This is a genomic window from Arthrobacter sp. 260, assembly GCF_013116745.1.
GTDB lineage: Bacteria > Actinomycetota > Actinomycetes > Actinomycetales > Micrococcaceae > Arthrobacter_D.
The window spans coordinates 342343-356869 of record NZ_JABFOE010000002.1; the positions used below are offsets into that span (position 1 = coordinate 342343).

At 64.8% G+C, this 14527-nt stretch carries 16 protein-coding genes and 1 riboswitch; of the genes, 10 read left to right on the forward strand and 6 right to left on the reverse strand.

Going from position 1 to position 14527, the window contains the following annotated elements:
• Nucleotides 1–179: 179 nt before the first annotated feature.
• Genes HMI57_RS04125 through mnhG form a run of 6 tightly spaced genes read left to right on the forward strand, consistent with a single transcriptional unit; the run spans nucleotide 180 to nucleotide 6586 of the window.
• Nucleotides 180–3188, forward strand: coding sequence for a Na+/H+ antiporter subunit A (locus HMI57_RS04125; RefSeq protein WP_171584627.1), 3009 nt, complete (start codon nucleotides 180–182; stop codon nucleotides 3186–3188).
• Complete coding sequence (locus HMI57_RS04130) at nucleotides 3185–3679, forward strand: Na(+)/H(+) antiporter subunit C (protein ID WP_171584629.1); 495 nt, start codon at nucleotides 3185–3187, stop codon at nucleotides 3677–3679. The genes HMI57_RS04125 and HMI57_RS04130 overlap by 4 nt, the downstream gene beginning before the upstream one ends.
• Entirely contained in the window at nucleotides 3676–5349 is a 1674-nt protein-coding gene (locus tag HMI57_RS04135) for a Na+/H+ antiporter subunit D (RefSeq protein ID WP_171584631.1), read from the forward strand. The genes HMI57_RS04130 and HMI57_RS04135 overlap by 4 nt, the downstream gene beginning before the upstream one ends.
• Entirely contained in the window at nucleotides 5346–5930 is a 585-nt protein-coding gene (locus HMI57_RS04140) for a Na+/H+ antiporter subunit E (protein WP_171584632.1), read from the forward strand. The genes HMI57_RS04135 and HMI57_RS04140 overlap by 4 nt, the downstream gene beginning before the upstream one ends.
• On the forward strand, nucleotides 5927–6187 hold the full coding sequence (locus tag HMI57_RS04145; protein ID WP_171584634.1) for a monovalent cation/H+ antiporter complex subunit F: 261 nt from the start codon (nucleotides 5927–5929) through the stop codon (nucleotides 6185–6187). Before HMI57_RS04140 ends, HMI57_RS04145 begins: the two co-directional genes overlap by 4 nt.
• Nucleotides 6188–6190: 3 nt before the next feature.
• On the forward strand, nucleotides 6191–6586 hold the full coding sequence (gene mnhG / locus HMI57_RS04150) for a monovalent cation/H(+) antiporter subunit G (RefSeq protein WP_171584635.1): 396 nt from the start codon (nucleotides 6191–6193) through the stop codon (nucleotides 6584–6586).
• Nucleotides 6587–6596: 10 nt separating this feature from the next.
• Here the strand turns inward: mnhG and HMI57_RS04155 are convergent, their stop codons facing one another.
• Nucleotides 6597–6857 carry a DUF4235 domain-containing protein gene (locus HMI57_RS04155; RefSeq protein WP_171584637.1) on the reverse strand — a complete coding sequence of 87 codons (261 nt, stop codon included), beginning with the start codon at nucleotides 6855–6857 and terminating at the stop codon, nucleotides 6597–6599.
• A 131-nt stretch (nucleotides 6858–6988) separates the two neighbouring features.
• A riboswitch (TPP riboswitch) is annotated at nucleotides 6989–7105 on the forward strand.
• Between the two features lie 67 nt (nucleotides 7106–7172).
• Between HMI57_RS04155 and HMI57_RS04160 the strand changes: the two genes are divergently transcribed.
• From HMI57_RS04160 to HMI57_RS04170, 3 genes are read left to right on the forward strand one after another with little or no spacing between them, the layout of a single operon-like run.
• Nucleotides 7173–7790, forward strand: a complete 618-nt coding sequence (locus tag HMI57_RS04160) for an ECF transporter S component (RefSeq protein WP_171584638.1) — start codon at nucleotides 7173–7175, stop codon at nucleotides 7788–7790.
• 5 nt (nucleotides 7791–7795) lie between these two features.
• Nucleotides 7796–9292 carry an ATP-binding cassette domain-containing protein gene (locus HMI57_RS04165; protein WP_171584640.1) on the forward strand — a complete coding sequence of 499 codons (1497 nt, stop codon included), beginning with the start codon at nucleotides 7796–7798 and terminating at the stop codon, nucleotides 9290–9292.
• Nucleotides 9289–10092 (forward strand): energy-coupling factor transporter transmembrane protein EcfT, encoded by an 804-nt coding sequence (locus HMI57_RS04170; protein ID WP_171584642.1) that lies wholly within the window; start codon nucleotides 9289–9291, stop codon nucleotides 10090–10092. Before HMI57_RS04165 ends, HMI57_RS04170 begins: the two co-directional genes overlap by 4 nt.
• Here the strand turns inward: HMI57_RS04170 and HMI57_RS04175 are convergent.
• The 4 genes from HMI57_RS04175 to HMI57_RS04190 form a co-directional block, all read right to left on the reverse strand.
• The gene (locus HMI57_RS04175; RefSeq protein WP_171584644.1) at nucleotides 10089–11375 is read right to left on the reverse strand and encodes a DUF6596 domain-containing protein; all 1287 of its coding nucleotides are present in this window, start codon (nucleotides 11373–11375) and stop codon (nucleotides 10089–10091) included. The two genes, HMI57_RS04170 and HMI57_RS04175, sit on opposite strands and share 4 nt — an antisense overlap.
• 29 nt (nucleotides 11376–11404) lie before the next feature.
• Nucleotides 11405–11743 (reverse strand): YciI family protein, encoded by a 339-nt coding sequence (locus HMI57_RS04180; RefSeq protein WP_171584645.1) that lies wholly within the window; start codon nucleotides 11741–11743, stop codon nucleotides 11405–11407.
• Complete coding sequence (locus tag HMI57_RS04185; protein ID WP_171584647.1) at nucleotides 11744–12106, reverse strand: YciI family protein; 363 nt, start codon at nucleotides 12104–12106, stop codon at nucleotides 11744–11746.
• An 89-nt stretch (nucleotides 12107–12195) separates the two neighbouring features.
• Entirely contained in the window at nucleotides 12196–13080 is an 885-nt protein-coding gene (locus HMI57_RS04190) for an aminodeoxychorismate lyase (RefSeq protein ID WP_171584649.1), read from the reverse strand.
• 155 nt (nucleotides 13081–13235) lie between these two features.
• Here HMI57_RS04190 and HMI57_RS04195 point away from each other — a divergent pair, with 155 nt between their 5' ends.
• Nucleotides 13236–13496 (forward strand): hypothetical protein, encoded by a 261-nt coding sequence (locus HMI57_RS04195; protein WP_171584651.1) that lies wholly within the window; start codon nucleotides 13236–13238, stop codon nucleotides 13494–13496.
• Nucleotides 13497–13756: 260 nt separating this feature from the next.
• Here the strand turns inward: HMI57_RS04195 and HMI57_RS04200 are convergent, their stop codons facing one another.
• Entirely contained in the window at nucleotides 13757–14518 is a 762-nt protein-coding gene (locus tag HMI57_RS04200) for a hypothetical protein (RefSeq protein WP_171584652.1), read from the reverse strand.
• Nucleotides 14519–14527 lie beyond the last annotated feature (9 nt).

Consider the following 14527-nt stretch of genomic DNA (forward strand, 5'->3'; position numbering starts at 1 on the left):
AAAACCGGTGATGTCGTAAACGTCTTACAGCACCGGTGTATTCCTGTAGCCGCCAATTCCCTGCCGACGGCGTAACCCGGCGGGAGGCACTGTATTCCACAGGTAGAATAGATCGAAGCCCCTGACCGTCCGTGCTGTCAACAGCTGACCGTCTCACACTGAGAGATCAGGAGATCATCGTGCTAATCGTGCTCATCGCGTTGTTCGCGGTAGCCCTTGTCGCGCCCCTGATCTTCCGCCGGCTCGGCCGCTCGGCCTTCTACGTGCTGGCCGCCGTTCCCGCAGTGGCGTTCGTCTGGCTCGTCATTACCTTTGGCCAGTACACGGGAGAGGGGCAGAACCTCCTCGAAGGCCAGCCCAACGCCCCGCCGTCGATCATCATCCGGTGGATCCCCAGCCTGACCCTGGAACTGGCGTTCCGGATGGACACGCTGGCCGCAGTGCTGTCCCTCCTCATCCTCGGCATCGGTGCCCTGGTCCTGTTCTATTGCGCACGGTACTTCAAGCAGAACGACCCCAACCTGGGCCCGTTCGGCGCGCAGCTCCTCGCGTTCGCCGGTGCCATGTTCGGGCTGGTCACCGCCGACGACATGATCCTGCTGTTCATCTTCTGGGAACTGACCACGGTCCTGTCCTACCTGCTGATCGGCTACTCGCGGCACCGCCTCGCGGCGCGTCGCGCCGCCCTGCAAGCCCTGATCGTTACCACCCTCGGCGGCCTCACGATGCTGGTCGGCATGATCATGCTCGGTCAGACTGCTGGCACCTATCGCATCTCGGACATTATGGCCCAGTCCGAATCGCTCCTGTCCAACGGACTGGTCATCGACGTAGCGATCGGACTGATCCTCGTCGGAGCGATCACCAAGTCGGCGCTGATCCCCTTCCACTTCTGGCTCCCTGGCGCCATGGCCGCACCCACCCCGGTGAGTGCCTACCTGCACGCGGCAGCAATGGTCAAGGCCGGCATCTACCTGGTGGCGCGGTTCGCTCCAGGGTTCTCCGACGCTGCCTCCTGGACGCCGATGATCATGGTTCTCGGGCTGGCCACCATGCTGATCGGCGGATGGCGCGCGCTGCGCCAGCATGACCTGAAGCTGATCCTCGCGTACGGCACCGTCAGTCAGCTCGGGTTCCTCACCATGGTGGTGGGCCTGGGCGGTCCGGGTGGAGCCCTCGCCGGACTGGGACTCCTGGTGGCCCACGGGCTGTTCAAAGCCACCCTGTTCCTGGTGGTCGGGATCATCGACCACCAAGCGGGTACCCGTGATATCCGCAAGCTGGCCGGAATCCGCAAAACAGCTCCGGCTCTGGCTGTCGTCGCTACCATCGCCGCTGCCTCCATGGCAGGCATTCCACCGCTCCTGGGATTCGTGGCCAAGGAATCCGTTTTCGAAACCTTCGTTCACCGGGCCGAAGTGGACCCGACACCTGTCGGAGCCATCCTGCTCGTCGGTATCGTGGTCGGGTCGGCCCTGACCTTCGCCTACAGCGCCCGGTTCGTCTGGGGCGGGTTCGCCTGCAAAGGCAAGGAGGCCACCCCATTCACCCGGGTGGAGAAGTCCTTCCTGTTTGCTCCAGCACTTCTGGCCGCCCTCACGGTGGTGCTCGGATTCTGGCCCACGCCGTTGGATTCAGTCATCCAGCCCTATGTGACGCTGTTTGAGGCCGACGGCGAGGAAAGCTACCTCGCCCTCTGGCACGGCTTCACCCCAGCCCTCGCATTGTCCGCAGTGACCATCGCTGTCGGAGTGCTCCTGTTCTGGTTCCGGGTCCAGGTGGAGCGGGCGCAGTCCAAAGTGCCCGCACTGATCGACTCCGAACGCGGCTACAAGTACACCATCGGCACCCTCGACGACGTCGCCGTCTGGATCACCGGTCGCACCCAGCGCGGTTCGCTGGCGTTCTACCTCTTCGTCATCCTGACGATGGCCATCCTGACGCCGCTATCAGCGATCATTTTCTTCGACGCACCAGTGCCCGATCGGTGGCACTATGCTGATTCGCCAGCGCAGCTGGTGGCAGGCATTGTCATTATCCTGGGCGCCCTCGCCGCGATTCGTGCCAACAAGCGGTTCATGGCGGTGTTGATGGTTGGAGTCACCGGGTACGGGATGGCCCTGATCTTCGCCTTGCAGGGCGCCCCTGATCTCGCCCTGACACAGATGCTGGTGGAGACAATTGTCCTGGTCGCGTTCGTGCTGGCACTGCGCTCCCTGCCGGCCCGTTTGTGGCAGAAAACGCCAGGACAGTTCCGCCTCCTAAGGGCGGTACTCGGCATTTCCTTTGGACTGGTGATGGCTTTCATCGCCATGTCCTCGATGGCCTCCCGCATCGCCACTCCGGTGTCGTTGGAGTACCCGGGCCTGGCTTACGAGGGCGGCGGTGGCGAGAACATCGTCAACGTCACCCTGGTGGACATCAGGGCTTGGGACACATACGGGGAAATTTCGGTCCTTGCGATCGCCGCCACCGGTATCGCGAGCCTGATCTTCATTCGGGGGCGCGGCGACAAGCGGAAACGAGCCGAAGGCGTCCGTTCCGGTTCTGTAGACCGCGGGCAGGAACCCATCTCCGAGTTCGGGCGCGAAGCGGCAGCGCTGGACCTGGCCAAGAAGTTCTCTTCGGTGTCCCGTGATGCCTGGCTGGTTGCGGGCCGGACGCTTGCTCCTGAACGTCGCTCAATCATCTTCGAGGTGATCACCCGGCTGCTCTTCCACTCGATCATCATCTTCTCTGTCTATCTGCTGCTCGCTGGTCACAACCTGCCGGGCGGGGGATTCGCCGGGGGCTTGATGGCGGGGCTCGCCCTGACGGTCCGCTACCTCGCTGGCGGGCGCTTTGAACTGGCGGAGGCCAGCCCGGTCAGCGCCGGTTTTCTCCTGGGGTCGGGTATGGCGACCACCTCCCTCAGCGCATTGGTTCCGCTACTGCTGGGCGGCCAGATCCTCCAGACCGCCATCATCGAGTTCTGGATGCCGGTCTTTGGCGACGTCAAGTTTGTCACCTCGACGATTTTCGATATCGGCGTCTACCTGGTGGTGGTGGGTCTGGTCCTCGACGTGCTGCGGAGCCTGGGCTCTGAAATCGACGAGCGAAGCGAGGGTGGCGCCGGCTCCGGTGAGCTCGACGACATGCAGACACAGCAGCGCCAACACACCGAGTCCGGCGAAGGAGTGGCCCGATGAGCGTCAATATCACCCTGCTGGTGGTCATGGCGGCCCTCTTTGCAGCAGGCATCTATTTGCTGCTGGAACGCAGTCTGACCCGGGTCCTCCTGGGACTGATCCTGCTGGCCAACGGTGCGAACATCCTGCTCCTCTCGACGGGTGGGCGCGCCGGCGAAGCACCGCTGTACTCGGAGGAGATCCCTGCTGACGCCTATTCGGATCCGCTGCCCCAGGCGCTGATCCTCACCGCCATCGTGATTTCCTTCGCCGTGACAGCCTTCATGCTGGGCATCATCTACCGGTCCTGGGTACTGGGTAGACGCGACGAGGTCCAGGACGACATGGAAGACCGCAGGGTGGCGAGCCAGAGCAGCTTCGATGCCGAAGACGACGCCGACGTGCCCGAAGAGACCACAGAGTTCACCCCCCTCGAGGAAGCCGAGGAAGCACCCGGATCCCAGAACGCTGGGGTCCTCGATCTCTCCGCCGACCCGAAGGAGCCACGGTGAACATCGCAAGCTATGCACCACTGGCGGTAGTCCTGCCCTTCCTCGGTGCGGCCATCGCCTTCCTCCTGATCCGCCACTCCCGGACGCAGCGTGCCGTCAGTATCTCCACGCTGAGCATCACCCTGATCCTCGAACTGTTCCTGCTTCAGAACGCTGCCGTCCACGGTGCAACCGCCGTGTTCATCGGCGGCTGGATGCCGCCATTCGGCATCACCCTGGTGGTTGACCAGTTCTCGGCGCTGATGCTCGTGATCTCCACCGCCGTCAGCCTCGCGGTTCTGATCTACGCCACCGGCCAGGGCATCGCCGACGGCGACGAAGACGGGCCGATCTCGATCTTCCATCCCACCTACCTGATCCTGGTGGCTGGGGTCTCCAACGCCTTCATGTCAGGTGACCTGTTCAACCTGTACGTGGGCTTCGAGATCCTCCTGACAGCGAGTTACGTGCTGATGACCCTCGGCGGGACCACACCCCGGATCCGCGCAGGTGTCACCTACGTGGTGGTCAGCGTGGTGTCGTCGATGCTGTTCCTCATCGCAATCGGCATGATCTACGCCGCCACCGGCACCATCAATCTTGCGGACCTGGCAGTCAAACTGGGGGAGATCGACCCTTCAACCCAGATGATGCTGCACTTGATGCTGCTGGTCGCCTTCGGGATCAAGGCGGCGGTCTTCCCACTGTCCTTCTGGCTCCCGGACTCCTACCCCACGGCGCCCGCGCCGGTGACGGCGGTGTTCGCGGGACTCCTCACCAAGGTGGGCGTGTACGCGATGGTGCGCACCGAGACCCTTCTCTTTCCGGGGGACCGCATCAACACGTTGTTGATGGTCGTCGCGATCCTGACCATGCTGGTGGGGATCCTGGGCGCCCTGGCGCAGGCTGACATCAAACGAATGCTTTCCTTCACGCTAGTGAGCCACATCGGATTCATGATCTTCGGGCTGGCGATCTCAACCGTGGTGGGACTCAGTGCGGCGGTGTTCTATGTGGCCCACCACATCACTGTGCAGACCAGCCTGTTCTTGGTGACGGGTCTGATAGAACGCCGTGGCGGAACAGCCAACATGGATCGTCTGGGTGGGCTGGCCAAACTCTCGCCGGTACTTGGCGTCCTGTTCTTCATCCCGGCGATGAACCTGGCCGGAATCCCGCCGTTCTCCGGGTTCCTTGGCAAGCTCGGCATCCTGCAGGCTGGGGTGGAGTTGGGATCGCCCATCGCATACGTCGCCGTCGCGGCCAGCGTGCTCACCAGCCTGCTGACCCTGCTGGCTATCGCCAGGGTCTGGAACCGCGCGTTCTGGCGCCGTCCTGAAGATGCGCTGCACCCGGACCCGGTTCTGTTGGCCACCAATGCCGACGGATCGGCAGTGCACAGCACCCGCCCGCCCGCCAACGGATCGGCATCCACTGAGTCGGCATCCGAATCGTCTGATGAATCGTCTGATGAGGCGACCGGGGACTCAACCGAACCGGTAGCAGGACGGCAGCCAGCGAACGTGCTGCCCCGCACCATGGTCGGTCCGACTATGGGCCTGGTGGGACTCGGCGTGCTGCTGACCCTGCTGGCCGGCCCGCTGTTCGAGATCAGCGACAACGCCGCGCAAAACATGCTCGACCGGACCGACTACATTGAGGCTGTCCTCGGTGAGGGGAGCGCGCCATGACCCGGCAGAAGATCCCGTTCATCACCGAGCTTCCCCTGATTATCTGGCTGGTCATCGTCTGGGGGGCACTCTGGCAGGACTTCAGCCCGGGGAACCTCATCTTTGGCGGGCTCATCGCCTACGCCGTCGCGAACCTGCTGTACCTGCCGCCGGTGGAGCTCAGCGGGCGGTTCAATGTGCTTTACGCCGTGCCGTTCGCGGTCCGGTTTATCTACAAGCTGGTGGTCGCCAGCTTCGAGGTGTTCTGGCTGTCGCTGACCAGGGGGCCCCGCCTCGTGAACGCCGTCGTCGCGGTGCAACTGCGCAGCCAGTCGGACCTGCTGGTCACCACCACAGGGCACGCCCTGTCCCTGATTCCCGGGTCCCTGGTGATTGAGGTGGACCGCTCCACTTCCACCCTGTATCTGCATTGCCTGAACGTGGCCACCCCCGAAGACGCGGCGAAGATCCGCTCCGATGTCCGTGCCACCGAAGCCTGGCTGATCAAGATCATGGGAACGCGGGAGGACCTGGCGCTGCTCCAGACCGAAGAACGGTTCGACGAAGAAAATGACTCCCGCCAGGAAGGGGCCAGCACATGATGGTTGTTGCCATCGTCATCGCCGCAGGGCTGCTCATCCTGGCCGCCCTGTGCGCCCTGTACCGCATCGCGCGGGGCCCCTCGATCCTGGACCGGGTACTCGCCATCGACGTCCTGCTCGCCACCATCGGTGGAGCACTCGCCATGGATATGGCGGTCAACCGGCACCTGGACAACGTGGTACTCCTGGTGGCCATCTCGGTGATCGGTTTCATCGGCTCGGTAACCGTGGCGCGCTTCGTGACGGACAGGAAATAGGACATGAACGAGACAGTGATTGACGCCCTGACCGCCGTGTTCCTGATCGGCGGGGCCCTCATGTCCGTCGCCGCTGGCGTCGGGCTGCTCCGGTTTCCTGACCTGTTGACCAGGATGCATGCCGCCACCAAACCCCAGGTCCTGGGGCTGTTGCTGTTCCTGCTGGCCATGGCACTTCAGCTGCGCAGCTGGGTGCTGCTGCCCGTACTGCTGGTGTGCTGGATCTTCATGCTCCTGACCGTCCCCGTCTCGGCGCACATGGTGGGACGGGCAGGCTACCGCACCAAGCACATGCGGCGTGACCTGCTCAGCATGGATGAGCTCGACGAGATCGTGGAGAAGGCGGCCAGCAAAAGGGCGCCCGGCCGGAATCCGACCGAGCGCCCCGACGAGACGTAAGGACTGCTGCCTACGTCAGGTCGCGGGTCTTCGCGAACCGGAGGGCTGCCTTCTGCGTGGTGCGGTTCGTGAGGACCTGCAGCACCGCCCGGACGGCACCGGAAATCAGGGCGAACGCGATGGCTGAACGCAGGCTGTTCTCGAGGGCGTCCTCGTCCTTCGGTGTTGCCTTGCCGGTGGTCTTGTGCCAGATGAAATCCACTAGCTTGGCGCCGACAATTCCGGCTCCGAGGCTCAGCGCAACGCCGAGCAGTTTCATAAGCTGATTCATGGGTGTCTCCTTCGATGGTGGCTCTTTTTCCTAGCCTAGCGTTTCCCTCCGTCGACAACGACGCATCAACCGCTGCGGGACACACGGTGTTGGGTGACGTGTTCCGCTCAGGTGTAGAGTTGAAATTGCTAAACATACGACAGGGGAGCGCCGCTCAGATCATGAGCGGGCGCTGAGAGTGCGGACTACCGCAGACCCTCGAACCTGATCCGGCTAGTACCGGCGAAGGGAGTCGAGTATCTCAGGGTGCCCGGCCAGTGGCATTGCTGCGGGCCTCAGGTGCCCTCCCCTCCTGTACCTCAGGAGGAATTCATTATGGCTTCATCACAAGCACGAACCCGGAACACCCCCACCTATCGCCCCAACTACCAGTGGCGGGTGGTCGATATCGTTGTCGCCTCGGTGGTGGCGGTCGCCGTCGGGGTGGTGTTCTTCGCCTGGTCCGCCGGTTACACGGGTATCTCGGCGATCACCAGTGCGTTCCCGCCGCTGGCCGGTCTCTATACCGGAGGGTGGCTGATCGCCGGGGTTCTCGGCGGTCTCATCATCAGGAAACCCGGCGCAGCCATTTACTGCGAGGTGCTGGCGGCAGCCGTCTCGGCGCTCCTCGGAACCCAGTTTGGCCTGACCACCCTGCTGTCCGGTGCCATTCAGGGCGTCGGCGCAGAACTGATCTTCCTGCTCTTCCTTTACCGCAAATGGAACCTCGGGGTGGCGTTGCTCGCCGGACTGGGTGCGGGGCTGGCCCTGGCGATCAGCGAGAACATTCTCTACAACGCCCTCTGGGCCTTCGAATGGCAGCTCATGTACGTGGTCTTCGCTTCCATCTCCGGCGTGGTGATCGCTGGCCTGGTGTCATGGTTGGCCGTCCGGGGGCTGGCGAAGACCGGCGTGCTGTCCGCCTTCGCCGCCGGACGAACGGCTGACGTCTAACCGGTATGGCCGAGCACACGAGGAAGCGGGAAGCTGTCAGCATCGCCGCCCGCGGCTGGAGCTGGCGGCACGCCGGGCGGAAGAGACCAGCAGTCCAGGATATTGACCTGGTGGTCCAGCCCGGGGAGCGGGTGTTGCTGCTCGGTGCCTCCGGCTCCGGGAAGTCCACCCTGCTGCACGGCCTGGCGGGTGTGCTCGGCGACGACGGGCAGGGCGAGGAGCACGGTTCCCTCACCCTGGACGGAAGCCCGCCCGGCCGGGTCCGGGGACGTGCCGGGCTGGTCCTTCAGGACCCCGACACGCAGATCGTCCTGGCCCGGGTAGGCGACGAGGTGGCGTTCGGTGCCGAGAACCAGTCCGTTCCCCGGGCGGAAATCTGGGAGCGGGTACGGCAGGCACTTGACGACGTCGGCCTGGATGTCCCCCTGGACCGGTCGACCACGGCACTTTCCGGCGGGCAAAAGCAGCGACTCGCGCTCGCCGCGGTGCTGGCCATGCAGCCCGGGTTGCTGCTGCTGGATGAACCGACGGCGAACCTCGACCCCGAGGGGGTTCTGGAGGTGCGCGACGCCGTCGTCCGCGTCCTGGACCGAACCGGCGCGACCTTCGTGGTGGTGGAACACCGGGTGGCGGTCTGGGCTGACGTGGTGGACCGGGTGGTGGTACTGGCCGCCGACGGCGGTGTTCTCGCCGACGGCCCGCCAGAGACCGTGCTGACGGATAGCGGGACCCGCGCGCGGCTGGCGGAGGCCGGGGTATGGATTCCCGGCCACCAGCCAGCTGTGCCCGGGCTGCTGCCATCCCCCGGGAACCCGCTCTTGGCTGCCCGTGGGCTTTCGGTGGCGAGGACCAAACGCGGTCCAGTCGTGCTCGATGAGGTCGACGTCGACCTGCAGGCCGGGTCGTCCCTGGGCATCGTCGGACCCAACGGGGGAGGCAAATCAACGCTCGCGCTGACCCTGGCCGGGCTCCTCCCACCACGCGGCGGGGCCCTGGCGGCCGCGCCGGCGCTCGCCCGTGGCGCGGGCACCAGCCCTCACGGCTGGAAGTCGGCCCAGCTGGTGACCCGGATCGGAACCGTGTTCCAGGAACCCGAACACCAGTTCCTCACCCACCGGGTGATCGACGAACTTGAATTCGGTCCGCGTCGACTGGAGAACAGCGACGAGGTAACGGTCCGACGGCGGGTCGATTCGATCGCTGAACGGCTCAGGCTCACGTCGCTGCTACAGGCCAACCCGTTCACCCTTTCCGGCGGCGAAAAGCGGCGCCTGTCGGTGGCGACCATGCTGGCGACCAACCCCGACATCCTGGTGCTGGATGAGCCCACCTTCGGACAGGACGCCAACACCTGGGCCGAACTGGTGGCGCTGATGGCCGAACTGATCCAGGGTGGTGGCAGCCTGGTGGCCGTCACCCACGACCAGGAATTCACCGAGGCGCTGGGAAGCCGGCTGCTGCGCGTCGCCGACAGCCAGGCTGTACCGGAGGTGGCGCCGTGAGCGTTGACGTCCTGACGCCGCAGCTCACCGGACGGATCCTGCCGCGGGCCAACCCGCTGTCCAAACTGTTCGCTGCGGTGCTGGTCACTGTGGTGGTGATGCTCAGCATCGACTGGGTGAGCGCCGCCGTCGTACTGGGCAGCGAACTGTTGCTCCTCCCACTGTTGGGGATCAGTGCCTGGCAGCTGCTCAAACGAACCTGGCCGCTAGTCCTGGCGGCAGTGGTCGCCGGTTACGGCACGGCCCTGCTCGCGGAGAAGACGGGAGCGGTGCTCCTGGAATTCGGGCCGGTGCTCTTCACCCAGGACTCGGTGAACTCGGGAATCGCCATTGGGTTGCGTGGGTTGGCCATTGCCCTTCCCGGCATTTTCCTGTTGACGACCACCGACCCGACGGACCTCGCCGACGCGCTGGCCCAGAAACTGAAGATGCCGCACCGGTTTGTGCTGGGTGCCCTCGCGGGGCTGCGACTGGTGGGCCTGCTGGTGGACGAGTGGCGGACGCTCGGTCTGGCCCGGCATGCCCGCGGTGTCGGCTTCGAGGGCAATCCGGTAGCCCGGCTGCGGAATTTCCTTGGGCAGGGGTTCGGGCTGATCGTTCAGGCGATCCGCCGGGCCTCCCGGCTGGCGGTTGCCATGGAGGCGCGCGGTTTCGGGGCAGGGGACCGCACCTGGGCGAGGGAGAGCACTTTCACCCGGCTGGATCTCTGGGTTTGCCTGGTCGGCGTGCTGATCGCCGGGACAGCGGTCACCGCAGCGGTGTTGGCCGGAACCTGGAACTTCCTCCTCGACGCCAGTTAGCCGGATGGCTCCGGTCCCAGGCCGGTCTGTCCGCCGACCTCGGCGGCCCGGCGCCGAAGGTGGTCCCGTTCCGCAGCATTGCTACACAGTTCAATCGCGGCGTGGAACGAGGCGACCGCCTCCGGTGCCCGACCCGCGCGTGCCAGGAGTTCCGCGCGCACTGCGGGAAGACGATGGTGGTGGGGGAGCCGGTCCTCCAGCCCGGCCAGCAACGCAAGGGCGGCCTCGGGCCCGTCGTCCTCCAACACGGCGACGGCGCGCGCGAGCCGCACCACCGGTGAACCGGTCAGCGCCTCCAACTCGGCGTACAGCGTTGCGATCCGATGCCACCGGGTGTCAGCTGCGCGGGCCGCGCTCGCATGCTCGGCGGCGATCCTGCCCTGGAGCAGGTACTCCAACGCCAGCCCCGACGTGTCCGGGGGAACCCTGCCCAGCAGGTCCAGCCCGGATCTTATCTCGGAGGCGTGCCATCGGCTCCGATCCTGCTCAGGCAACAGCACCAGCCCGCCATCGTCCGCCACTCGGGCGTCCCGGCGGGAATGCTGGAGTGTCATCAGGCCGAGCAGGGCGAGGACCACCGGTTGGTTGGGGAGCAGCCCATCGAGGACCTGCGCCAACCGGATCGCCTCGGCAGCGGACGAGGTGCGCACCGGGTCGTCACCGGTGGCCGGAGCGTACCCGGCGGTGAAGACGAGGTAGATGACTGCTGCCACCACATCCAGCCGATCCGCCAGCCGGTCTGCTGCCGGGAGGGTGAACGGAATGCCCGCGGCCGCCACCTTCTTCTTGGCCCGGGTAAGCCGGGCAGCCATGGTCGACTCCTGGACCAGGAACAGGCGGGCAATCTCGGTGACGCTGAGACCGTTGACGAACCTCAGTGCCAGGGCTGCCCGCGCATCAGCCGAGAGCGCAGGGTGGCAGCAGGTGAAGAGCATCCGCAACCGCTCGTCGGGCACGTGGCCGCCGACGTCGATTGCCTGAGCGGCGTGGGCCCGTGCTTCGGCGTCGACCACCATGAGCGGTTCCCGCCGTCGGGCGATGGCCTCGGCGCGCACCTGATCCAGCGCACGTCGCCGGGCGGCCGTGAGGAGCCAGGCCGCAGGGGAGTCGGGGATTCCGTCGTGCGGCCAGGTACGAACCGCCGCGGCGAACGCTTCGGCCAGCGCGTCCTCGGCAAGGTCAAGCCGACGGAACCGGCCGACCAGCAGTGCGAGGAGTCTGGCCCAGTGGTCCTGCCAGGCCCGTTCAAGGACAACGTGTGCGTCCCCGGACGGACCCGGCATCGGCGTGCTTCCTGCTACTCGGGGATGGATCAGTACTCGGTGATGGGACGCAGCTCCACCGTGTACTCGGGGAGCAGCTTCACCAGGTCCACCGCGACGTCGAGATCCGGCACATCCAGCACGTAGAAGCCGCCCAACTGTTCAGCGGTTTCCGCGAACGGCCCATCGGTCAGGCTCACCTGATCCCCGTGTCGCCGCACCGTGGTCGCTGTCGACACAGTGGCCAGCGCTTCCCCGGCGATGATTTTCCCCCGCTGGCGGGCGGCCTCCGAAAAGGCGTCGTGTTCGCCCATCCACTGTTCCTGTTCGGCTTCGGTGGCGTTGGCCCAGATCGACTCGTCCTGGTAGAGAAAGACTGCAATCTTCATCTAGCTGCCCTCGCTCGGTGGGACGGTGGCCCTGATTTCAGCGGGCCCGGTGGTGTCGGCCAGCAGTTCACTGACCAGTTGCGCGAGGGACTCGAGGTTGTCGGATTCCACCAGGTAGAAACCTCCCAGCTGCTCTGCCGTCTCGGTGTAGGGTCCGTCGGTGATGCCGACGGAGCCGAACCTCACAATCTTGGCGGTCGCGGACGGCTGCAATTCCGCGCCTCCGGTAATCTTGTGACCGTCCTCGCCGCAGCGCCGGGAGAATTCGTTATGCCGCGCGTAAGTTGCGGCGCGTTGCTCGGGTGTCGCTTCCTGCCAGGCGCGCTCGTTGTCGTGTAGCAGGATGACGTATTCAGTGCTCATCTGAAAACTCCTATCGTGTCCTTCGACGGCGCCCTGATGCGCCGCTTATGTCCATGACGGTTTACCTTGGCAGAAATCGACAACCGGCGTCAGGAAATTTTCGCCACCAGTTCCGACAGCTCCGCTGTGAGGTCGCCGGGAGTGGGAAGCTGCTGTCCGTCGAGCGAATTGACCGGGGCAAGGAGCCGGATGCTGGAGATCAGCCAGACGCCGTCGGCGTCGTACAGATCGGCGGGGACCAGTGGTCCGTAGCCGAGTTCCCACCCGGCAGCCTTCGCCACCACGAAGAGAGCGCTCTGCGACGTCCCGGGGAGGATCCCGCTCTCCAGCTGGGGGGTGAGCAGGGTCTTGACGCCGTCCCGGACCCGGGCCAGCAGCACAGTCGAGGTGGGACCTTCCAGCACCTTGCCGTCGGAGGAGGTGAAGATGACGTCATCGGCGTCATGGGCGTGCGCGTACCGGACCGCGGCCATGTTGACCGCATAGGAAAGGGTCTTCGCGCCCATGAGCAGCCACGGTGCCCGTTGCGCCACGGTGCTGTCATACCCCCGGTCCAGGAGGAGCACTGCCAGCCCGTCCCTGCGCTGCCGCCGGGTCTTCTCGGGGACCGGCGATACCTGTACCCAGGCGGTGGGCGTGGTGGCTCCCTCGACCCCGCGGGTCACCACCAGCTTCACTGCCAACTCGGTCTCGGGTAGGACGTCGGCGCCTGCCGTGTACTCGTCGAGAGCTGTGGCAATCGCCCGACGCCATGCCTCCTGTGGGGGCAGTTCGAGGTCCAGTGACCGCGCCGACGACGCGAGACGGTCGAGATGGGCCTGCACCTTTCTGGCCTCACCGTTGAGGGCGAGGAGCGACTCGAAAATACCGTCCCCGCGCGTGGCGCCCAAGTCGGTGGCCATAATCTGCGGCACTGATGCGTCGGCCACGCGGCCGTCGTTGTAGGCGGGATCCAGGAATACGAGAACAGTCATGGGATCAGCTTAGTTGCGTCCCTGCCGGCGGCGACGGCGGCGCACTGGCCGGTTTCACCGGGCAGTCTGCTCCCGATAGAATTTCATCAGTAGTGTTACCAAATGACACCTGATCCCGTCGTCACGGGAGAAACCCCACAGAACGGATTGTTATCGTGATCGGATTTATCGTCGCTGGACTCATCATCGGCGCGCTGGCACGGCTCATCAAGCCAGGCAAGCAGAACCTTGGCCTGCTCGCGACCCTGTTGCTGGGCCTCGCCGGTTCGGTGATCGGCGGAGTGATCGCCAGCCTCGTAGGCACCGGGCAGATCTTTGAGCTGAATGTGTTTGGCTTCGTCGTTGCGGTCATCGCCTCGGTGCTGCTGATCGGTGTGGCCGAGGGCATGAGTGGACGCCGGAAGGTCCGCCGCTAGCCTGCACAGAAATAGTTTGGCTGTACGAAGAAGTTAGCTTGATTGCACGAAGACCAGGAAGAACCCAGCACCGAACACCAGCCACGAGCGAATTAGCCCGGGGAAAAGAACGGTTTTGTGCTGGGTTCTTCCTATGTCTTTATTGGAAACGTTGAGATAAAAGCACACTGGAACAGAAACAATGCCGACCAGTGCGGGCAGTAATACTCCGAGCGGGCTTTTCGGTATTAGCTGCCGCCACCCGCCAGGTTGTTTATGCCCTATTCGGCCGCAGCAAGAGCATCATTGACCAGCTGCTCCAGTTCCGCCTGCGCTTCAGGCAGGATCTCCTTGCCCATCTTGACAGCGGTAACTGCGAGATTCCCCTGCACAGCCGACACCGTCATGGACGACTGCGTCTCCCCTGAGCTGACGGTTTGGACAGCGAGAGCGCCCATGGAGGTTTCCGCGTCGGTGGCTACCTCAAGGGGCTGCAGCTCGGACGTGATGACCTCGCCCTCAAACTCCACTTCGAAGCTGGTGCACTGGTCGATCGAATCCTGGGATTGCGTGATCTGCTCCGCCATGACCGCAGGGTCCTCGACCGCGATAACCGTGACGGTGGTCTGGGTCATTTCTTCTGCTGCCTGGCTCAAGCCCGCTGCATAGGTACTACCTTCGGGGGCTTGCAGGTTCTCCGATGCAAACACGTTGCATTCCTCAGGACTGATCGTTGCTCGCTCGAAGATGGTGCGCGCCAGAATGATGCCCTGGTCGAGTTGTTCAGCCGGCAGTACGGTGAGGGGTTGTCCTTTTGCATCGGTCAGCGAGGACACGAGGGCCGTCAGATCCTCGTTCGTGTACTCGGGACCGGCCGTTGCGGATTCTGTCGGGGACGGCTCTTCGGTCGGTTCTACCGAGGGTGCAGCCGAGGTAGCCTCAGCCGACGGCGTGGCGTCAGATGTGCCACCCGATTCAGCGCCGCAACCAGCAAGCGCGAGTGCGGCTACGCACAGCAGGGCAAAGTGTGTGGATTTCTTCATGCCATTTCT